18 protein-coding genes, 3 pseudogenes and 1 riboswitch are annotated in these 20378 nt (G+C 63.8%); of the genes and pseudogenes, 15 read left to right on the forward strand and 6 right to left on the reverse strand.

Translation table 11 applies throughout. The features are described 5' to 3' along the window. Positions 1-222: 222 nt before the first annotated feature. Complete coding sequence (locus SS05631_RS19675) at positions 223-1434, forward strand: glycosyltransferase family 4 protein (protein WP_037421486.1); 1212 nt, start codon at positions 223-225, stop codon at positions 1432-1434. A 7-nt stretch (positions 1435-1441) separates the two neighbouring features. Beyond that, positions 1442-2416, forward strand: coding sequence for an NAD-dependent epimerase/dehydratase family protein (locus SS05631_RS19680; protein ID WP_037421489.1), 975 nt, complete (start codon positions 1442-1444; stop codon positions 2414-2416). A 185-nt stretch (positions 2417-2601) separates the two neighbouring features. On the opposite strand, the gene SS05631_RS19685 is transcribed toward SS05631_RS19680, so the two are convergent. From SS05631_RS19685 to SS05631_RS19695, 4 genes and pseudogenes are all read right to left on the reverse strand, one after another. After that, on the reverse strand, positions 2602-3195 hold the full coding sequence (locus SS05631_RS19685; RefSeq protein ID WP_280106854.1) for a dienelactone hydrolase family protein: 594 nt from the start codon (positions 3193-3195) through the stop codon (positions 2602-2604). Between the two features lie 27 nt (positions 3196-3222). Beyond that, the gene (locus tag SS05631_RS32665) at positions 3223-3675 is read right to left on the reverse strand and encodes a DinB family protein (RefSeq protein ID WP_348628887.1); all 453 of its coding nucleotides are present in this window, start codon (positions 3673-3675) and stop codon (positions 3223-3225) included. Then, positions 3639-3794, reverse strand: a pseudogene (locus SS05631_RS32670) (nuclease); the annotation flags it as partial. The pseudogene SS05631_RS32670 and the gene SS05631_RS32665, both read right to left, overlap by 37 nt. Positions 3795-3901: 107 nt before the next feature. Beyond that, positions 3902-4951, reverse strand: a complete 1050-nt coding sequence (locus SS05631_RS19695) for a helix-turn-helix domain-containing protein (RefSeq protein ID WP_037421495.1) — start codon at positions 4949-4951, stop codon at positions 3902-3904. A 156-nt stretch (positions 4952-5107) separates the two neighbouring features. Between SS05631_RS19695 and SS05631_RS19700 the strand changes: the two genes are divergently transcribed. Together SS05631_RS19700 and SS05631_RS19705 are read left to right on the forward strand one after the other, a co-directional pair. Then, entirely contained in the window at positions 5108-6184 is a 1077-nt protein-coding gene (locus SS05631_RS19700; RefSeq protein ID WP_037421498.1) for a class I SAM-dependent methyltransferase, read from the forward strand. A 156-nt stretch (positions 6185-6340) separates the two neighbouring features. After that, positions 6341-7280: pseudogene (locus tag SS05631_RS19705) on the forward strand (flavodoxin family protein). A gap of 54 nt (positions 7281-7334) precedes the next feature. Here the strand turns inward: SS05631_RS19705 and SS05631_RS19710 are convergent. After that, the gene (locus SS05631_RS19710) at positions 7335-8207 is read right to left on the reverse strand and encodes an MBL fold metallo-hydrolase (protein WP_037421501.1); all 873 of its coding nucleotides are present in this window, start codon (positions 8205-8207) and stop codon (positions 7335-7337) included. Positions 8208-8481: 274 nt separating this feature from the next. Here SS05631_RS19710 and SS05631_RS31115 point away from each other — a divergent pair, with 274 nt between their 5' ends. After that, positions 8482-8619 (forward strand): hypothetical protein, encoded by a 138-nt coding sequence (locus SS05631_RS31115; RefSeq protein WP_157213175.1) that lies wholly within the window; start codon positions 8482-8484, stop codon positions 8617-8619. A gap of 116 nt (positions 8620-8735) precedes the next feature. Here SS05631_RS31115 and SS05631_RS19715 read toward each other — a convergent pair whose 3' ends face one another. After that, entirely contained in the window at positions 8736-8990 is a 255-nt protein-coding gene (locus SS05631_RS19715; protein WP_037421504.1) for a hypothetical protein, read from the reverse strand. 150 nt (positions 8991-9140) lie between these two features. Next, positions 9141-9373, forward strand: a riboswitch (cobalamin riboswitch). Between the two features lie 266 nt (positions 9374-9639). On the opposite strand from SS05631_RS19715, the pseudogene SS05631_RS31435 reads away from it, so the two are divergent. The 10 genes and pseudogenes from SS05631_RS31435 to SS05631_RS19775 form a co-directional block, all read left to right on the forward strand. Beyond that, a pseudogene (locus SS05631_RS31435) lies at positions 9640-10590 on the forward strand (ABC transporter substrate-binding protein); the annotation flags it as partial. Beyond that, positions 10587-11615 carry an iron ABC transporter permease gene (locus tag SS05631_RS19725; protein WP_050988285.1) on the forward strand — a complete coding sequence of 343 codons (1029 nt, stop codon included), beginning with the start codon at positions 10587-10589 and terminating at the stop codon, positions 11613-11615. The pseudogene SS05631_RS31435 and the gene SS05631_RS19725, both read left to right, overlap by 4 nt. Beyond that, positions 11612-12415, forward strand: coding sequence for an ABC transporter ATP-binding protein (locus SS05631_RS19730; protein ID WP_037421510.1), 804 nt, complete (start codon positions 11612-11614; stop codon positions 12413-12415). Before SS05631_RS19725 ends, SS05631_RS19730 begins: the two co-directional genes overlap by 4 nt. Next, on the forward strand, positions 12412-12867 hold the full coding sequence (locus SS05631_RS19735) for a pseudoazurin (RefSeq protein WP_037421513.1): 456 nt from the start codon (positions 12412-12414) through the stop codon (positions 12865-12867). Before SS05631_RS19730 ends, SS05631_RS19735 begins: the two co-directional genes overlap by 4 nt. Before the next feature lie 606 nt (positions 12868-13473). Continuing rightward, positions 13474-14499, forward strand: coding sequence for an ABC transporter substrate-binding protein (locus SS05631_RS19750; RefSeq protein WP_037421519.1), 1026 nt, complete (start codon positions 13474-13476; stop codon positions 14497-14499). Between the two features lie 68 nt (positions 14500-14567). Next, positions 14568-16073 carry a sugar ABC transporter ATP-binding protein gene (locus SS05631_RS19755; RefSeq protein ID WP_037421522.1) on the forward strand — a complete coding sequence of 502 codons (1506 nt, stop codon included), beginning with the start codon at positions 14568-14570 and terminating at the stop codon, positions 16071-16073. Further along, the gene (locus tag SS05631_RS19760; RefSeq protein WP_037421525.1) at positions 16073-17065 is read left to right on the forward strand and encodes an ABC transporter permease; all 993 of its coding nucleotides are present in this window, start codon (positions 16073-16075) and stop codon (positions 17063-17065) included. The genes SS05631_RS19755 and SS05631_RS19760 overlap by 1 nt, the downstream gene beginning before the upstream one ends. Next, on the forward strand, positions 17062-18018 hold the full coding sequence (locus tag SS05631_RS19765; RefSeq protein ID WP_037421528.1) for an ABC transporter permease: 957 nt from the start codon (positions 17062-17064) through the stop codon (positions 18016-18018). Before SS05631_RS19760 ends, SS05631_RS19765 begins: the two co-directional genes overlap by 4 nt. Beyond that, complete coding sequence (locus tag SS05631_RS19770) at positions 18015-19034, forward strand: LacI family DNA-binding transcriptional regulator (RefSeq protein WP_037421531.1); 1020 nt, start codon at positions 18015-18017, stop codon at positions 19032-19034. The genes SS05631_RS19765 and SS05631_RS19770 overlap by 4 nt, the downstream gene beginning before the upstream one ends. An 18-nt stretch (positions 19035-19052) precedes the next feature. Further along, positions 19053-20297 (forward strand): Gfo/Idh/MocA family oxidoreductase, encoded by a 1245-nt coding sequence (locus SS05631_RS19775; protein ID WP_037421534.1) that lies wholly within the window; start codon positions 19053-19055, stop codon positions 20295-20297. Positions 20298-20378: the final 81 nt, after the last annotated feature.

Raw genomic sequence — 20378 nt, forward strand, 5'->3', positions numbered from 1 at the left:
GGGCGAGTGCCACCGTAAATGGCTCAGTTGAGCCCTGATCAAAGTCGGGGATTCCTCGTCCGTCACGGCGACTTAATGAATTTGACACCACCCGATAGTGAAAAAGGCTGAATTGCAATCGACCCCAAAATGGCGCCTCATTGAGCGGCGGGAAGTCTAGCTTATGAGCTAAAAGTATGCGCCCGTGCCGGGCGCGCGTACCATTTGCGATGGTCCTGGGATATGCGCCTTATAGTCATAAATGACGTATCGGTCGTGCGCGGCGGCGCAACAAAGGTCGCAGTCCAGTGCCTGCAAGCATGCCGAAATGCCGGCATCGACTGCACGTTTTTTGTCGGGGATGACGGCGTCGGTGTGAAGGAACTGGACGTTGCCGTGCGCACGATCGCGTTGGGCGAAAGACCGTTGAGAGACGGACACAGCATCGCCGATATATTCGACAAGCATTTCAACAAACGTGCCTATGAAATGCTTTCAGCATTGTTGTCCGAAAGCCAGGAAGAGACTGTTGTCCACGTCCATGGATGGAACCAGATATTGTCGCCGTCCATCTTCCATGCTCTCGCAGCGAGCAAGGCGAGGGTCATCATCACGGCGCATGACTATTTTCTGAATTGCCCGAACGGCGGACGCCTGAATTTCAGGAGCGGCGCGATCTGTAATCTAAAGCCGATGTCCCTCGATTGTCTCTTAACCAATTGTGACAAGCGAAACTATTTCCATAAGCTCTGGCGCTTTCGCCGAAGCCTCGTCCAATCAGGCGCTGGCGACGCATTCTGGGAACGCGTCGAAGTAGTGCTGGCGCACGAAGGCATGGAAACCTACCTGAAGTCGGGTCCTCTCCGGCATTTCACCACATTGCGTACGCCCACGGAACCTTTGACGCGGCTGTCGACGGAGCCGTGGCGCAGAGAGCGCATCGTCTTCCTCGGACGGATGACCTGGGAGAAAGGCGTCCGCACGCTTGGTGAGGCTTTGCGAATGACGGGCCAGGCAGCAACCCTGATCGGCCGCGGCCCTTTGCTCGCCGAAATGCAGGAGGCCCTTCCCCATTGCTGGGTGCCGGGCTGGCTCGATGACGAAATGGTATCCGAAACGGCCGCCCAGGCGCGCGCATTCGTCATGCCGTCGCGAATGCCGGAGCCATACGGCCTGGTGGCGGCCGAGGCATTGATGAGTGGAATTCCCGTGATCGTAAGCAGCAACGCGTTGATTGCCGAGGAGATCGAAAGCAATGGCGCGGGGCTCATCTTCGAGAGCGGAGATGCGGGCTCGCTCGCCGAGGCTCTGGTTAAAATCAAGAGCGATAGTCTTGTGAGAAAGCTGGCCGAAGGTGCACGGGCCTTCGGCAAGAATGTCGCTCCAAGTCGCAAAGAGTGGGAACGTCAGTTAATTGGCATTTATAGGGGCGAATCTGCCCTTCAGTTGGTCTAGGAGGACCATGGCACGAGCACTTGTGACAGGCGGATGCGGCTTCGTCGGACGGCATCTTTGTGATCGGCTTCTTGCGGAGGGGTTGGATGTCGTCTGTGTTGATTCGTTGAAGCCAGGAACAGGCGCAAAGCACCCGCTTCGTTGGAGGCGTCCGAGCGTGAACTTCGTCTTTATCGAGGAGGATTGTAGATCCTACTTCGAAACTTCCTGCGAACACTTCGACTACGTCTTTCATCTTGCGGCTCTCGTCGGCGGGCGAATGACGCTCGAGAATGAAACGCTTCTGGTCGTCGAAGATCTGGCGGTCGATGCTGCGCTGTGGCGATGGGTGAGCGAGCACAAGCCCGGCAATGTTGTCTATTTCAGCTCCAGCGCAGCCTATCCCGTGGCGTTTCAGACCGAGGAAATGCAGACGCCGCTCTCGGAAGACATGATTTCGTTCGAACGCTCGCTTGGCGTTCCTGATTTGAGTTATGGCTGGACCAAGCTGACCGGCGAGTATCTCATGAAGCTATATGTCGAGCGCTATGGCGGCCGCGCCATCGCGTACCGGCCTTTCAGCGGCTACGGCGAAGATCAGGACCTTGCCTATCCGTTTCCGGCAATTTGCCGGAGGCTCGTCAAGCAACGGGGAGCAGCCGAGGTGACCGTCTGGGGCAGCGGCCGTCAGCGCCGTGACTTCATTCACATCTCCGATTGCGTCGACTTTGTCTGGCGCACAATGGACCTGCTGCCGACAGGAAGGAGCCTAAACGTTTCAACCGGCTGTGCGACGTCCTTCATCGAACTCGCTGGTCTGATAAGCGAAGAGCTCGGCTGGTCGCCGAAAATCGTCGGAACAACCAGTCGTCCCGAAGGGGTGTTTTTCCGGTGCGGGGACACCGAGCTTCAACGGCACTTCGGGCTCGCGCCGCAAGTTAGCCTTAAAGACGGAATCAGGCGTTCGCTGGACGTTCTCCGTGCGCGGGCGACCCACCGATAGGGGCAGGATAAGAGCCGATCAACATCCTGCTGCGATCGAACGTATTGTAAACATGACTCAGCTCGGAATGACCTTGCCGGATCTTGCTGCCTCTGGCGCAAAGTACGACAGCTTCAGGCCGGACGCAGTCATTGGCAGTATCTGCCATCTCTCTGGCCCAAAGGGCACTCGCGTTGATCGCGATCCTACAAGCGGGCGAGGAAACGCTCGACACGATCCCATGTCAGTCTTGCGGCCACGGCGTCGTGGTCAGCGAGGGTGGGGTCGGTGTAGATATGGCCGGCACCGGGATAGGTGAAGATTTCGAGGGCGATCGGCGTTTCTGCCGCGGCAGCCCTCCAGGCAGCAACCTCCTCGGCCGGCTCGAAGGGGTCCGGATCGGCAAGGTGCAGCTGCAAAGGCACGCCGGTTCGGGCATTGGCGGGGAGTTCGGCGATGCTGTGCAGGAAGAGCAGTCCGGCGGTTTTGGGACGCTTTGCCCAGAGGGTTGCGGCGACGGCTGCGCCCATAGAAAATCCGCCGAGCACTGCCGTTGCCGGCAGGTCGGCGACTGCCCGTTCGGCTCGCTCGAAAAGCGTTCGCCAGCCGATCCCGTCCCTCAGGGCGACAGCCTCGCCGATCGAGCCGGCAACGCGGCCATCGTAAAGATCCGGCGTCACCACCTGGTGACCGGTCGCGGCCAGGCGCTCGGCAGCATCGCGCTCGAGCGGGCGCAGACCGTAGGCAGAATGGAAGAGGATTACGGTCGCCATTCTCATATCTCTCGTGCTGGTGGCAATGTCGGTGCAGCAAACCGGGCGGTCAGCCTATCGCATCAGTAGGGTCTCGCTCCAGTCCAGCGCGGCGAGGTCCTCCACCCGCGCTTCAGCATTGTCCGCCAGGATGAATTCGTCGATCTGCGGCGGCGGAACGCTGGTGCCGGAGAGCATCGAATGGATTTGGCCGCGATGGTGCTGGCCGTGCAGGAAGACGTGCAGCAGGGTGTCGGCGACGGTCTCGGTCAGCGTCCGGTCCGGCCAAGGGATACTTATCTTCCGCGACAGTACCTCGAGGGTCAGCGTCTCGCAGAAATCGACCAGCCAGTCGTCGACCTCCGCCCGCTCGGCCGCGAATTCGGCGGGGGTGCGCGGCTGCCGGGCGGGTTCGGCGGGCCCGCCAGATCGCCCCGCAGCGTGTCGATATAGTAGCGATCGGCATTCAGGAGGTGCACCATGGTTTCCTTCAGCGAAGGAAAGAAGGAGGTCCGCGCCGCCTCCCATTCGCCGGGCTGCAGTGCCATGCAGGCGCGGTCGAGGCGCGCATTGGCAAGGCGCGCATTGCGGGCCAGCTGGCGATAGGGCCGGCAGACGAGATCCGGTGAGAAGGTCGTTCTGTCCATGATTGCCTCGTTTTCATGCGTCGACACTTTTGTGGCGGCTGCTGCGGTCGAGGTCAACGAGAAGATGCGGGCAAGGGCTTCATGCAAGCTCAGGAGTCCGATGCGCCTCAGCTCTCCCGGCGCGGCTGCGCGAATTCCGGGATCTTGAAGCGGCGGCGATAGCTTCCCGGCGTCACCCCCGTCAGCCGCTTGAAAAGACGGCGGAAGAAGGCCGGTTCCTCATAGCCCACCTGCCAGCTGATCTCGTCGACCGGGGCCTCCGTCCGCTCGAGCCGGCGCTTGGCTTCCTCGATCCTCAGCCGCTGCACATAGGAGATTGGGCTCAAGCCCGTCGCGCCGGTGAACCTGCGCTTGAAGGTGCGCTCGCTCAGCCCGGTGAGGCGGATCATCTCTTCCAGCGGATTGGCGACCGGGAAATGCGTGGCAAGCCAATCCTGCGCGGCGCTGATGGCGAGATCGTGATGGTCCTTGCGTCCCTCGAAGGTCATATAGGGGGCGAGCCCGTCCTGGTGCCATTGCAGCGCGAAGAGCCGCGCAACGGCCTGCGCTGCGGTCGCGCCGGCATGGCGGGCGATCAGATAGAGTACCAGATCGTGCCAGGTCATCGAGGCGCCCGAGCTGATCAGTTCCTCGCGTTTGCCGGAGACGACCAGCACCTGTTCGGGCCGAATCGGCACCCTGGGAAAGGCAGACTCGAAGGCGCGTGCGTAGCCGAAATGCACCGTTGCGTCGACGCCGTCGAAGAGCCCGGTTTCGGCGAGCAGAAAGATGCCGGAGCAGGCGGAGCAGAGAAGCGCGCCGCGCCGGTGCATCGCCTGGAGCCAGTCGACCAGCTCTGTGTGCAGGCCCTTTTTCCAGCCTTCCGGTCCGAGCAGGACCGAGGGGACAATGACGATATCAGTCGCCACGAGCGAGGCGACGCTGCGCTGGACGGAAATCGGCACGTGGCTGGCGAGCTGCAGCGGTCCCTGCTCCAGTCCGACGATCTCGACCCGGAAGGGCGGCGGGTCGAGCGGTGCATGGCCGAGCGGCGCCATCACAGCGAAGGCGTTCATAACGTCAAAGATGCCGGTCAGCGTCGAGACCACCGCCTCGGGGATGGCGACGAGGCTGACGTGGATGGGCTGCGGGCCGGTCTCGGCTCTCTGGCCTGGCATCTCGAATTCCCCGGTTGGTTAACGACGACGCGCAAACAGACGGCCTGTGGCGCAAACGGCCCGATTGTGGACCGATCGGCTCTGCCGCTCAACCGCGATGGCTGCGATCCTCGACCATCGCCGAAATTCATCGGCGCCCATGGAGGAGAGACGAATATGCAACAGACCCGGAAAGGAAGCGTGGACGCCGCCAAGCTCGACGCGTTCGTCGCCCGCGCGATCGGCGACCTCTCGGCTGGCTATGGCGGCGTGATGGTGAGTCTCGGCCACCGGCTCGGCCTATACAAGGCGATGGCGGAAGCCGGCCCGCTCACCTCGCGGGAGCTCGCGGGCCGCGCCGGCTGCGCCGAGCGCTATGTGCGCGAATGGCTGGGCTCGCAGCTTGCCGGCGGCTATGTCGGCTATCATGCGGTGAGTGATACCTATGAGCTGGCGCCGGAGCAGGCGCTTGTGCTGGCCGACGAGGACAGTCCCTACTTCATCCCGAACGCCTGGGCGGTGCCAGCGTCCATGTGGACGGACGAGGAGAAGGCGCTCGAGGCCTTCCGAACCGGCAGGGGCATTGCCTGGGGCGACCATGACGGGAAGCTCTTCTGCGGGGTCGCGGCCTTCTACCGCAATGCCTACAAGGCGAGCCTGGTTTCCGAATGGCTGCCGGCGCTCGACGGCGTCGTCGAGAAGCTCAAAGCCGGCGCACGCGTCGCCGATGTTGGCTGCGGCCACGGCCACTCGACGGTGCTGATGGCCGAGGCGTTCCCGGCCTCCGAGTTCCGCGGTTTCGACAACCACCTGGATTCGGTGGCGGAGGCCTGGAAGATCGCGGCGTTGGCAGGCGTTGCCGAGCGGACAAGCTTTGCGACCGCCTGCGCCGACGATTACCCGGCTACCGGCTACGATCTCATCTGCTTCTTTGATTGCCTGCACGATATGGGCGATCCGGTCGCCGCGGCCTCGCATGCCGCGAAAGCCATCGCACCGGGCGGCACCGTGATGCTGGTCGAGCCCTTCGCCAAGGACCGGGTCGAGGACAATGTCTCGCCGGTGGCGCGAATCTACTATGCCGCCTCGACGACGATCTGCTGCGCCCATGCGATCGCCGACGGCGGCCGCCTGGTGCTCGGCGCCCAGGCCGGCGAAGCGCGCCTTGAGGACGTGTTCCGCAAGGCCGGCTTCAGCCGCTTCAGGCGCGCGCTGGAAACGCCGTTCAACCTGATCCTTGAGGCGCGTCTCTAGAGCGGCGTGCTCCGTGATCCATCAACCTGAATATCCGGGCAGTACCTTACTGCCCGGAACAATCGTTGCCGAGCTCGATTACAGATTGCAGGTATAAAGAGAACGAACCGCAGCTGGACGTGCGCCATGACGAAAAGCCCTGAGACAAAACCGACGATGATTGAGCCGCGCAAGGGCACGCCAAGCCCGAGGCTCATGGAGAGCGAATTTCGCCGCCGCTTTCTCAACCGGTTCCAGGACAAGGCCTTCGACGCGCTTCGCCCGGAACTGGACAGGATCGCTGCCGCGGCATGGGATGCCTACGAGCATCAGCGAAAGGCGCCGCGTACCCGTCAGCGGCTCGTCGCGCAGCGAGCACACCTGTCCGGGCGAGATGTCGAAGTCCTATACGCGGATCGCGCAGGACGCGTTGGACCGAACGGACGGGGTGAAGACGACCGTTCTCGAACTGCATCGCCTCGCTTCCGAATATGGTCGCGTGATTCATCCGTGCAAGGCCTGCTTTTCCACCTCGCCGGCTCTGTGCCATTGGCCGTGTTCCTGCTACCCCAACTATTCGCTCGGCCAGGTCGACGACTGGATGAACGAGATCTATCCGATGTGGGTCGAGGCGCATGGCATCATGATCGTCACGCCGGTCAACTGGTATCAGGTGAGCTCCCCGATCAAGCTGATGATGGACCGGCTCGTCTGCGCCGATGGCGGCAATGCCGATCCGACCTTGACGAAGGGCAAGGATGCTGCACTTGCCAAGGCACTCGAACTCGAGGGCTGGAGCTATCCGCGGCATCTTGCCGGGCGGCTCTTTTCCGTCATCGTGCATGGAGACGTGGAAGGGGTCGAGAACGTTCGGCGCAGCCTGTCGGACTGGCTCTGCTACATGCATCTCGAACCGGCTGGCGCCTTGGCGGAACTGGATCGCTATATCGGCTATTGGAAGCCCTATGCGCTGAGCCATGCGGAGCTCGATGCCGACGAGGCGGTGCAGGAAGAGGTCCGCAACGCGGCGCGGACTCTCTTGGAGGCAGTGATGCTCAAGCGAAACGGACAGTGGGTCTCTGCCGGCAAGGAGCTCTCGCAGCCACGCCAGAAGTGATCGAAGCTCACGGCAAGCGATGCCCGTAAACCACGGTCGAGGCGGTGGACAAGCTCATAGCGCGGAGAGGGCGGCGATGTTCTTCCGATGCACGGCCTCATAGGGCTCGAAATACGAGACGGCCCCCGTTGCCAGGTCCTCGGCGATAAAGTCCTTGAGGGATGCGGCTCGGCCCTGTTTGACCGCCTGCATCAACTGCTCGAGGTAGCGCCGGTTGGCGTCGATGAGCCACGCTTCATATCCGCCTGCCGCGATCCGATCCGGATCGCCGTGGTTCGGCAGGATGCGATTGATCGGCCAGGTCGCCAGGCGCGCGAGCTCGCGAATGTGTTTCTCGGTGTTCTCCGCTTCGGAAACATAGGTGACGGTGTCTTCGAGCGTATCGCCGGCCAGAAGAATTTTCTCGTCCGGCAACCAGAGGATGGTCCCGTCGGCGCTGTGGATGTCGAAATGGTGGAGCTCGACCCGGCGACTTCCGACCTCAAGGTCCAGCCTCGTTTCAAAGAGACGATTGGGCATGACGAGCGGGCTGATGGGCGGGACGCGTGTGGCGAGTTGATCGCGATTGGCATGAAGCAGATGGGCGGTCAGCTTCAGCGCGATGATTTCGCAATCGGCAAAGACCGCATTGCCGGCGACATGGTCATTGTGCCAATGGCTGAGGACGACCCGGATGGTCCTTGCGCCGAGCCCCTCGAGATGGCGCCTGATGGCTTGCGCATGGGCAAGCGAGATATGCGTGTCGTAGACGATCGCCTCGCCTGCATTAAAGACCGCATAGGAGGCGACCCCCAAGCCGTAGGCACCGTCATCGAGCCAATTCGGCTCCGCGCCATGAAGTCTCCGCCCCTCGATGCGGCCGTCGTAGTAGGCAAAGACGCCGTGATGCGGTTCAAGGATTCTCAGTGTCGAGGTCATGTCTGGCATGCGAGGCTCTCGAGCAAATTGGCTTCAATCTCTGCCGCGGCGGTCGGCGGCTCGGCAGCGCAGAACTATCACATCCTGACCGCCGCTCACATCGGTTTGCGCATGATTTGGCTCTAGCCCTGCGTGGCCGGAATTAGGAAACTCGCGATTCGTTGTGGTGCCATAAATCATTGAAAGGTTGTATTTTTGTCAATTCATTAACAAATCCCTACATTCCTGCGTCTTTCGGGATCGGCCGGCTGTTGTCGGCAGGCGAACCGCAGCCAGCAGGAGTTTGCGATGGCTGGAAGAGGGCCGGGCGAGGGGACTGCTCGACATCGGCGAGCCGCTGCCCACCGCGCGCATCCTCATGGACCTGATCTTCGGCGCCGCGGCGCTCGAGACCGGCCAGGGACCCGAATGGCCGGGCTGACCGGAATGGCCGGGCTGACCGGACAGGCCGGGCTTCATGCGCAGCTGCATCCGCCTGATCGTCAACGGCATTGCGCAGGGGCCCGCGCAAGGCGATTGATCGTCTTCTGCGGATCGTCAGGTCATCCTGCGAACCACCCAGAGAGACCGGCCCGCATGGGCTATACCCGAGACGAGCCGCAGGCGAGGGTCGTCCTTGAGCCGCTCGGCCTCGGCCGCATCGAGAAGCAGCGCCTGCCGATCGGTCTCGTTAGCGTTCGGCGTAATCCAGCAGCGCCGTTCCTCGCAGCAGAGGCCTGCTTCCGGATGCTCCTGCAGGTATTCGATCGCGTATCCGGCCTCGACTTTTTGCAGTTCCGCGTCGATCGACATCGTCCTTCCTCCCGACCTGAAATCGCTCGGGATTATACCTGATTGTGGCGGCCCAGGGAGCGGCGGCCTCGGCATCGGGGTCCGCACTGTGTGGAGGCATCGCCGAAATGTTGGTAGGCAGCACTGGCCTTGACCAGTCATGATCAACGAATTAAGGAAGCCAGCGACGGTTCCCCCACGATGAAGCGAAGGGGATTAATAGGGAACACGGTGCGGACGACCCAACAGGGACCAAGACCGTGGCTGCCCCCGCAACTGTAAGCGGATTGCCGCCCATCCTCGTGACGCGAGAAGCGTCATGCCACTGCGAAATTGTCGCGGGAAGGCAGGTGGACGGCAGATATCCGCAAGCCAGGAGACCTGCCGTCATGCGTTCACTCCAATCACGGGCGGGGATGCCCGGAACAGGACACAGCATGACCTCTCCTTGCGCCGACCCGCGCCTTGCCTCTGGTCTTTCCCGTTCCGCGACGCCGCCGAACTGTCGGCAGGCGGGCTGACTCCGTCCGTTCGCGCCGCGACCGGCCGCATCCTTTCGGCCGTTTCATCGAATCCGGGAAATAGACTTATGAAAATCCTGTTTGCGAAATCGAAACACGGCATCCTGTGCGCAGCCGCCGGTCTTATGGCTATCGGCATGGAGGCGAAAGCCGCCGAAACCAGCTATCCGCTGATGCTCACCAATTGCGGCCGTCAGGTCACCTTTCAGAAGGCTCCCGAACGGGCCGTCTCGATCGGCCAGAGCAGCACCGAAATCCTTTACCTGCTCGGCCTCCAGGATCGGATGGTCGGCACCGCCGTTTGGATCGGGCCGGTCATCAAGGGCTACGAGGAGGTGAATGCCAAGGTCGAACGGCTCGCCGACAACGATCCGAGCTTCGAAAGCGTCGTCGCCAAGAAGCCGGATCTCGTGACCGCTCAGTTCCAGTGGCATGTCGGCCCGGAGGGCATCGTCGCCAAGCCGGAGCAGTTCGAGGAGCTCGGAATACCGGTCTATACGTCGCCGGCCGATTGCGTTGGCAAGGACAATACCGGCGGCGGCGACGGCGTTCGCCATTCGGTGTTCACGATGGACCTGATCTATCAGGAAATCACCGAACTCGCGCAGATCTTCAACGTCCAGGAGCGCGGCGAGACGCTGGTTGCCGAACTGAAGACGCGTGAGGAAGCGGCGAAGAAGAAGATCGCTTCGGCGGACGGCAAGCTTTCCGCAGTGTTCTGGTTCTCGAGCGCCGAGCTCGACATCGATCCCTATGTCGCCGGCAAGAACGGCGCGCCGGGTTACATCATGCGCTCGCTCGGCATCAGGAATGTCATCGACAGCGAAGAGGAATGGCCGACGGTGGGGTGGGAAACCATCGCCAAGTCCGGCCCGACGCTGATCGTCGCGGGCAGGATGGAGCGCCGTCGTTTCCCCGCCGACGACGTCGCCGTCAAGCACAAGTTCCTCGAGTCCGATCCGGTCACGAGCCTGATGCCTGCGGTGAAGGACGGCCATGTGGTCGAGATGGACGCCCAGGCGATGAACCCGACGATCCGGACCATCGAGGGCATCGAGGTGCTTGCCGATGCCGTCGAGAAATCCGGCCTGAACAAGTGATCGGCAGCGCACCATCCCTGTCCCGGACGAGCGCCAGCCTGCTGGCGCTCGTCGTGCTGTTCGTCGCGCTCTGGCTGGGTGCGGCGATCGGCGAGACGGCCATACCCATGAGCGTGGTGGCCAAGACGGTCGCCAACCGCCTGTGGGATGCCGGCTACGGCGTCGATGCGCTCGACGAGGGCATCATCTGGAATTACCGGGTGAGCCGCGCCATCGCTGCTGCCAGCTGCGGTGCGGCGCTGGCGCTTTCCGGCGTCGTGCTGCAATCGCTGCTGCGCAATCCGCTGGCCGACCCCTATATCCTCGGCATCTCCGCGGGCGCATCGACGGGCGCGGTCGGCGTCGCCGTTCTCGGCATCGGCGCCGGGCTTTTGACGCTGCCGGCCGGCGCCTTCGCCGGGGCGCTGCTGGCCTTCGGGCTCGTCAGCCTGCTGGCGATGCGGGCGGGCAGGGGCCATGGCGCGATCATTCTGGCCGGCGTCGCCGGCTCGCAGCTCTTCAACGCGCTCACTTCCTTGATCGTCACCAAGGCGGCGAATGCGGAACAGGCGCGGGCAATCATGTTCTGGCTGCTCGGCAATCTCTCCGGCGTCCGCTGGCCGGATGTCTGGCTCGCAGTGCCTGTTGCCCTGGTCGGCCTCATTGTCTGTCTCTGGCATGCCCGCGCCCTCGACGCATTCACCTTCGGCTCCGAATCCGCCGCCTCGCTCGGCATCCCGGTGCGCCGGGTCTATGCCGTGCTGATCGGCGTATCGGCGATGATGACGGCGACCATGGTCAGCATGGTCGGGTCGATCGGCTTCGTCGGCCTCGTCATCCCGCATGTCGCCCGTATGCTCGTCGGCGTCCGGCACGGATTGCTGCTGCCGGTCTCTGCCTTGGTGGGAGCGGTGTTCATGATCGCCGCCGACATCGTGTCGCGCATCATCATTCCGGGGCAGGTGCTGCCGATCGGCGTCGTCACCGCGCTGGTCGGCGCGCCCGCCTTCGCCGCCATTCTCAGCCAGCGCAGGACGGTTCGATGACGCTTTCGGCTTGCAGTGTCTCATGGTCGGCCGGCGGGGTCTCGATCCTCGAGGGCGTCTCGCTCGACGTCGCCGCCGGTGAGTTTCTCGGCATCGTCGGTCCGAACGGTTCCGGCAAGACCAGCCTGATGTCGCTGCTTGCCGGCCTGCGGCGGCCGCGGTCCGGTCACGTTCTGCTCGACGGAGAGAGCGTCGACAGGCTGAGCCGGAAGCAGATCGCCAAGCGCATCGCGCTGGTCGAGCAGCAGGCCGAAACCGGCGAGCGCATCTCGGCGCGCCAGGCGGTGGAACTCGGCCGCACGCCGCATCTCGGGCCGCTCACGCCGTGGTCGGCCCTGGATGAGGCCATCGTCGACGAGGCAATCCACCATGTCGGCATGGCGCAGCTCGCCGCGCGGATGTGGCACACGCTGTCGGGCGGCGAGCGGCAGCGCCTGCACATCGCCCGGGCGCTGGCACAGCAGCCGCAAATCCTCCTCCTCGACGAGCCGACCAACCATCTCGACGTCGGCCATCAGATCGGTCTCCTGCACCTGGTGCGCCAGCAGCAGCTGACGGCGGTCGCGGCACTGCACGATCTCAACCATGCCGCCACGTTCTGCGACCGGATCGCGCTGATGAGCGGCGGCCGCATCGCCGCCTTGGGACGCCCGTACGAGGTCCTCACCGAAGAGCGGATCCGCACCGTCTTCGGTGTCGACGTCGACGTCGAGCACCAAAGCGAGGGCCGCTGTCATATTCGTTACCGCGCGCCCGGGTTACCGGCTACCGGAAAGCCGATGCTGAAGAGGATTTCATGATCAATCTTACCAGGCGCCTGCTCTTCGCCCTGATCGTGATCTCGATGCCGGCCATGGCCAGCGCCGAGACCGGCGAGGTCAAGATGCTGAACCGCGGCGAAAAGGTTTCGATGGTCTTCGAACCGGATTTCCTGGCGCTGCAGCCCGCCGACAGCGTCAAGTACATCGCCGCCAACAAAAGCCACAATGCCGCGACGATCGACGGCATGCTCCCGGACGGCCATCCGGGCTTCAAGGGCAAGATCAACGAGGAGATCGTCGTCACCTTCGATCGGCCGGGATTCTACGGCATCAAATGCTCGCCGCACTACGGCATGGGCATGGTGATGCTGATCAAGGTCGGAGACGTCGAGCTTCCGCAGAATTATCGTGCGATCGAGGTTCCTGCCCGGGCGATGCCGCGCTTCGAGGCGCTCTTCGCCCAGGCCGAGGCAGAGCTGGCGGGGAAATAGCGGTCGGGGCAACCCGTCGCTGGAACAGGATCGAATTGACTGACGACGGCACCCCCTCTGCCCTGCCGGGCATCTCCCCCACAAGGAGGGAGATTGGACAGAAGCGAAGCCCCGCCCCAATCAAAGCTTGCGAATTCCGAAAACACCGAGTGTCGAGAAAGGCGCCGCCGCTTCCCGATCTCCCCCTTGCGGGGAGATGCTCGGCAGGGCAGAGGGGGCGGCACTCCGATCGGCTTTTAGTTCAACCTGAAGCCATTGCCTTGCGGAATGCCATTGCGCTCACACCGGGCGGGGCCAGATCGCACAATGGCGAGACGCGAAGGCGGCGCGGTACTCCTGGAAAAACCGGCCGAGATGCACGAAGCCCAGCGTTGTGCGATTTCGGCGACCGTCGCCGATGGCTCCGCTCGATGATTTTGCGGCGGGTGCCCTCGTGCCTACCTGGCGCAGATAGCTAATCGGCGTCGTGTTGAGGAAACGGCGGAAATTCACGTATCGCCCGGGCACTGACGCCTGCGGCGGCTGTCGCGATTCAACTTTATACTCGCCATTGAAATCGATTACATTTTCTGGCTTCATAACGCTCGCACGATTTGGGAGGATCTCATGAGGAAGTTCATTGCTTTTGCGCTCGGCACGGTTGCATCCCTCGTTGTCTCCGCATCGGCGGTCAATGCGGAAACCTTCAAGATCGGTCTTTCGAACGGCTGGGTCGGCAGCGAGTGGCGCACCCAGATGATCGACGAGGCCAAGGAAGCCGCGGCGAAATGGAAGGACAAGGGGGTCGACGTCGAGGTTTCGGTGCAGAGCGCCAATGTCGACGTGCCCGGGCAGATCGCCCATATTCGCAACTTCATCGCCGAAGGCGTCAATGCCATCATCGTCAATCCGAACAGCCCGACGGCCTTCGATCCGATCTTCGCGCAGGCGAAGGAGGCCGGCATCCTGGTGATCGCGACGGACGCGGAAGTCTCCTCGCCCGATGCGATCTATGTCGGCATCGACCAAACCGCCTGGGGTGCCGCCGGCGCCAAGTGGCTCGCCGAGACGCTCGACGGCAAGGGCAAGGTGGTGGCAATCAACGGCGTTGCCGGGCATCCCGCCAACGAGATGCGCGTCGCCGGCTATAAGTCGGTCTTCAAGGAGTTTCCGGATATCCAGATCGTCAACGAAGTGAACGCCAACTGGGACCAGGCCCAGGGTCAGCAGGCGATGCAGAACATTCTCGCCACCTATCCGGACATCAACGGCGTGGTGGTGCAGGACGGCATGGCGGCCGGCGCTTGGAAGTCGATCATGGATGCCGGCAAAAAGGACCAGATTGCCGCGACCGGCGAGATCCGCAAGGACTTCATAGACCTCTGGATCAAGGAGAAGCTAAACTCCGGCGCCACCGTCAACCCGCCCGGCGTCATGGCGAGCGCGCTGAATGTGGCGGTCCTGATGCTGCAGGGCAAGGAGCTGAAGGAACCGGCCAAGGCCGGCCAATACGGCAACGCCCTCTATCTGCCGATCCCGTTCATCGACTCGAAGAATGTCGAGGAGGCGGCAAAGCAGCTCGAAGGCAAGCCCGGCTACTATTCCTATACGAGCTCGCTGACGATCGAAGGGGCGGAAGCGCTCTTCAAGTAAGCCTTTCGACGTCAGGCGCGGGCTCTGTTGGCCCGTGCTCGACCACCGGATCGGAACGGACGCAGTCCATGTCGAAATTGAAACTGAACGGCGTGAGCAAGGCTTACGGCGCGACCTTGGCGCTCCGCCGCGGCGACCTCGAAGTCCTGGCCGGCGAGGTCCATGTGCTGATGGGTTCGAACGGCTCGGGCAAGAGCACGCTCTGCAAGATCATCGCCGGCAGTGTGCGGCCGGACGAGGGCCGGATCCTGATCGACGACACGCCGGTGACGATCACCGGCCCGCGTTCGGCCCGGGCGCAGGGGATCGGCATCTTCTATCAGGAGCTCAGCCTCGCCGCCCACCGCAGCGTTGAGGAGAATATCTGCCTTGCCGCGCTGCCGGCCATGGCCGGGCTCTTCGTCGATCGGTCGGCGCTGAAAGAGCGGGCGGCGCGCTACATAGCGCTCTTCGACGGCGTCTCCGGCGATGGCTTTTCCGCCGATGCGCTGGTCGGCAACCTTCGCCCCGACCAGCGCCAGCTCGTCGAGATCATGAAGGCGCTCGCCAGCGAGGCGCCGCTCGTCATCTTCGACGAGCCGACCTCGGCGCTCGACCGCGCCCAGGTCGAGCGCTTCTTCGAAATCCTGCGCGACCTGAAGCGGCGCGGCCGCGGCATCATCTTCATCTCGCACCGCATGGACGAAATCAAGGCGATCGGCGACCGGGTGACGATCATCCGCGACGGCGAGACGATCACCACGCTCAACCTCAATGAAACCGATGCGGGTACGGTTATCCGCCTCATGGTCGGCGGCGCCGGCGACATGCCGGCCTCGCAGTCCTCGGCCCCGGCCGCCGTCGACGCCAAGGACGGGGCGGCCCTCACGGTCCGCAATCTTTCCGGCGCCGGCTTCCGAAATATCAGCTTCGAAGTGGCGCGCGGCGAAATCCTCGGCTTTGGCGGCCTGCACGGCCAGGGCCAGTCGGCGCTGCTCCGGGCGATCTTCGGCGCTGGCTCGATTTCGTCGGGCGAAATCCTGATCGGCGGCGACCGCTTCGATGCGGCAAGTCCTCGCGACGCCATCCGGCGCGGCTGCGCCTATGTTTCCGGCGATCGCGGCCGCGACGGCGTCATCAGCGGCCGGCCGATCATTGAAAACGTCACGCCCATCCATTATCTGCGCGACCGGCTGATGATCGCCAGGCCATCGAAGCTCAGCGAGCGGGTCGCGCCGGCGCTCGAAAGCATGCATACGAAATTTGCCAGCCTCTTCCATCCGATCAACTCGCTCTCCGGCGGCAATCAGCAGAAGGTGATCATCGCCCGCTGGCTGATCGACCGGCCGGTCGTGCTCCTGCTCGACGATCCGACCAAGGGCATCGACCTCTCGGCCAAGGCCGATCTCTTCGCGCTGATCCGCCAACTGGCGGCCGAGGGGCTCGGCATCCTCCTCTATTCCTCGGAGGATGCCGAGCTGCTCGGCAATGCCAACCGCATCCTGGTCTTCAACGGCGGCTCGGTCAGCCGGGAACTCACCGGTCCGGAGCGCACCCGCTACAACCTCTATCAAGCCGCTTACGAGGCCGCCTGATGGCAGAGGTCGCAACCAGCTCGACATATCGGCGCGCCGGCGGCCTGCGCAGACTGCTCGAGCGCTATCCTTTCCTGCCGGCGCTCGCCATCGTCCTGGTGCTGCTTGCCTTGAACGGCGTCTTTTCGCCGAACAGCCTCAGCTACCGCTCACTGACCGGGCTTTTGAGCACCTATATGGCGCTGATCCTGCTGGCGATCGCCCAGACCTATGTGGTCTATGCCGGCGACATCGATCTTTCCGCCGGCTCGATCCTGTCGCTCGTCAATGTCGCGATCGTCGTTTTAATGGAGCGCTGGGGGGGAGGCGCCGGCGCGGTGCTGCTGGCGCTTGCCATCGGTCTCTTGCTGGGGCTTGCCTGCGGCCTTGTCAACGGGCTCGTCGTCGCGGCGCTGCGGCTCCAGGCGATCGTCGCCACCTTCGCGACCAGCATCTTCTTTACCGGCCTGGCGCTCTACATCCTGCCGGTCGCCGGCACGCCGGCGCCGACGATCTTCTGGCGCACCTATGGCGGCCTGCTGCTCGGGCTGCCCTTCGTCTTCTATATCCTCGTGGGCCTGGTCGTGCTGCTTGCGGTGTTGAGCCGCACGCGCCTTGCGACGCAATTGCTCGCCGTCGGCGACGACCAGCAGGCGGCCTACCAGACCGGACTGCCGGTGGTGGCTATCCGGATCCGCGGCTATCTGCTCTGCGGCCTGTTCTCCGCCCTTGCCGCCTTCTGCATCACCGGCGACACGGCAAGCGGCGATCCGTTGGTCGGCGGCAAGATGACGCTTTTCAGCGTCGCCGCGGTGGTGCTCGGTGGCAGCGCCCTTTCTGGCGGATGGGGGACCGTGGTCGGCTCGCTCCTCGGCGCGCTGACGATCGGCCTCATCAGTTCGGTGGTCTTCTTCATGGGCACGCCTTCGGAGTGGCAGAATTTCGTCCAGGGCCTGGCGATCCTCATCGTCCTGATGGCCGGCGTGCTTGCCGGACGGAGGTCGCGGCCATGAGCAGGGTGATGTCTTTCCTCCGCCGGCCGATCGTCGTCGCGCTCGCGCTGATCGTCCTGCTCCTCTATCTCGGCGAACTTTTGTCTCCGGGCTTTGCCAGCGGGGCGCAGATCCTGCGGCTCCTGATCGTCGCCTCGCTGCTCGGCATCGTCGCGGCCGGCCAGAATGTCGTCATCCTCGGCGGGCGCGAGGGCATCGATCTCTCGGTCGGCGGCGTCGTATCGCTGTCGGCGATCATCGCCGGCAACGTAATGGACGGTGCCGATATCGGCATCCTGCCGGCGATCGCCGCCTGCCTGGTGGCCGGCGCCTTCTTCGGGCTGCTGAACGGCCTCGGCATCACGCTGCTGCGCATCCCGCCGCTGGTGATGACCCTCGGAATGCTCGGCGTTTTACAGGGTCTCCTCGTCGTCATCCGCATGGGCATTCCCTCCGGTCAGGCCGCACCCGCTCTGTCGCGCTTCGTCACCCAGCCGCTTTTTCTCAGTGTGCCTGGGATCATCTGGTTGTGGGTGGCGATCGGCATCCTAATGGCCTTCATGCTCAACCGCACCGTCTTCGGCCATCGCATCTATGCGATCGGCTCCAACGAGCACGCGGCCTATATGGCCGGCGTCCCAGTGAGGCTGATGCGCGTTGCGCTCTTCATGATTTCCGGCATGTTCGCGGCCGTCGCCGGGCTATCCCTGCTCGGCTATTCCGGCTCGTCCTTCGCCAATGTGGGCGAGCAATACACGCTGACCTCGATCATCGCCGTCGTCTTCGGCGGCACTTCGCTTGCCGGCGGCAAGGGCGGCTATACCGGCACCATGGCCGGCGCCTTCCTGCTCGTCATCCTGCAGGGAATTCTCACCACCGTGAACATCGACGAATCCGGCCGGCAGATGGTGTTCGGGGCGACGCTTCTTCTCCTCATGATGTTCTATGGCCGGGGCCGGGCGATGCGCGTATGAGGGACCGGCCGAAGATCAAGGACATTGCCGAGAAGGCCGGAGTGTCGGTCGCCACCGTCTCGCGCGCGCTTTCCGACTCGGCGCTGGTGACGGCGAAGACCCGTCAGCGCATCCATGATCTGGCACGCGAGCTCAACTATCGCCCCAATGTCACCGCCCGCAATTTGAGGACCCGCAAATCGATGGCGGTGCTGCTTGTCGTGCGCGACGTCGGCAACCCTTTCTATCTCGACATCCTGAAAGGCGTCGAGGCAACGGCGCGCGAAGCCGGCTATGCAGTGCTGATGGGCAATACCGAGAACGATCCGGTGCGCGAGATCGAATATTTCGACATGCTGCGCGACGGCCATGCCGATGGCATGATCCTGATGACCGGCAAGCTGCCGCCGCCGGGCGGAAATCGCACGGGCAGCTGGAGCCACCTGCCGGTGGTGGTAGCGCTGGAAATGATCGAGGGTTCGGGACTGCCGCATGTGCAGGTCGACAATGTCGGGGCCGCGCGCGAGGCGGTCGAGCATCTGATTTCCCTCGGGCACCGGCGGATCGCCCATATCAGCGGGCCGGTTCCCGAGCCGATGAGCCTCTACCGCCGCGACGGCTACCGGCTTGCCATGCGCGAAGCCGGCCTCGCGATCCCGGACGGCTACGAGGTGCGCGGCAACTTTCTGCTCGAAAGCGGCCAGGACTGCTGCCGCTCACTTTTTGCCCTGCCGGAGCCGCCCACGGCGCTCTTCGTCGCCAATGACGAAATGGCCTATGGCGCCGCCCACGAACTGAGGCGGATGGGGCGCGACGTGCCCGGCGAGGTCTCGGTCGTCGGTTTCGACGATCTCTATCTGAGCAAGGCCTTCTATCCGCCGCTGACGACCGTCGGACAGCCGCGTGCCGAGATCGGCCGCACGGCGATGGGCCTTTTGCTCAGCATCCTTTCGGGCGGTAGCCTCGACGGCGGCGAACCGATCGTGCTGCCGACGGCGCTCAATATCAGAGGCAGCACGGCACCGCCGCACGCATAGCGATTTGGGGAGGGAAGAATGACCACACTACCGAAAGAGACCCTGCGCGTCGGCTTTGTCGGAACCGGCTTCATTGCCCGCTTCCATCTGCAATCGCTCCTCGGCGTGCGCCATGTGGAGGTGACCGGCGTCTACAGCCGCAAGGCCGAAAACCGCGAGCGCTTCGCCGAGGAGGTCAGGGCGCTGGAGCTCGGCAGCTGCCGCACCCATGGGAGCCTCGACCATCTCCTCTCGGCCGAGGATGTCGATGCAATTTGGATCCTCTCGCCCAACTATACGCGGCTCGAGGTGATGCGGGCGCTTCACGCGGAGATTAAGGCGGGCCGCAGCCGCGTCTTCGCGGTCGCCTGCGAGAAGCCGCTGGCGCGCACCGTCGCCGAGGCCCGCGAGATGCTGCGTCTCGCCGAGGACGCCGGCCTTAACCACGGCTATCTCGAAAACCAGGTGTTCTGCACCCCGGTGCTGCGCGGCAAGGAGATCATCTGGCGCCGCGCCGCTTCGACAACGGGCCGACCCTATTTGGCGCGCGCCGCCGAAGAGCATTCGGGCCCGCACGAGCCATGGTTCTGGCAGGGCGACAAGCAGGGCGGCGGCGTGCTGTCCGACATGATGTGCCACAGTGTCGAGGTGGCGCGCCATCTGCTGACGGCGCCGGGCGCGCCGCGCAATTCCCTCACAGTGAAGTCGGTCAACGGAACCGTCGCGAACCTGAAATGGACCCGACCGAACTATGCCGATCAGCTGCGGCAGCGATACGGGAGCGAGGTCGATTACCGCAACCGCCCCTCGGAGGACTTCGCCCGGGCGACCGTGACGCTCGAGGACGAGGCGGGCAATGAGCTGATGATCGAGGCGACAACCTCCTGGGCCTACGTCGGCGCCGGATTACGCATCCAGCTTGAGCTGCTTGGCCCCGAATATGCGCTGGAATACAATTCGCTCGGCACGGGGCTGAAGATCTTCCTGTCGCGGGCGGTCCAAGGCTCCGAGGGCGAGGACCTTGTCGAGAAGCAGAACGCCGAACAGGGGCTGATGCCGGTGCTCGAGGATGAAGCCGGCGTCTATGGCTATACGGACGAGAACCGGCACATGGTCGAGTGTTTCCGCAAGGGCTTCCAGCCGCTTGAAACCTTCGAGGACGGCCTTGCAGTCGTCGAGATCCTGATGGGGCTCTACCGCTCGGCCGAAATCGGCGCGACCCTGCATTTCCCGGCGCCGGAGCTTGAGAATTACGTGCCGCTGGTGGCGCGCACGGGGGCATAAAAGCATCCTCCCATTCGGGGTCGCCTGCGCTGGTGCGTCTGGCTATAGTCCCTGCAGAGGATTCGGCCGGCGGAGAATGAC

The organism is Sinorhizobium sp. CCBAU 05631 (genome assembly GCF_002288505.1).
Classification (GTDB): Bacteria; Pseudomonadota; Alphaproteobacteria; order Rhizobiales; family Rhizobiaceae; genus Sinorhizobium; species Sinorhizobium fredii_C.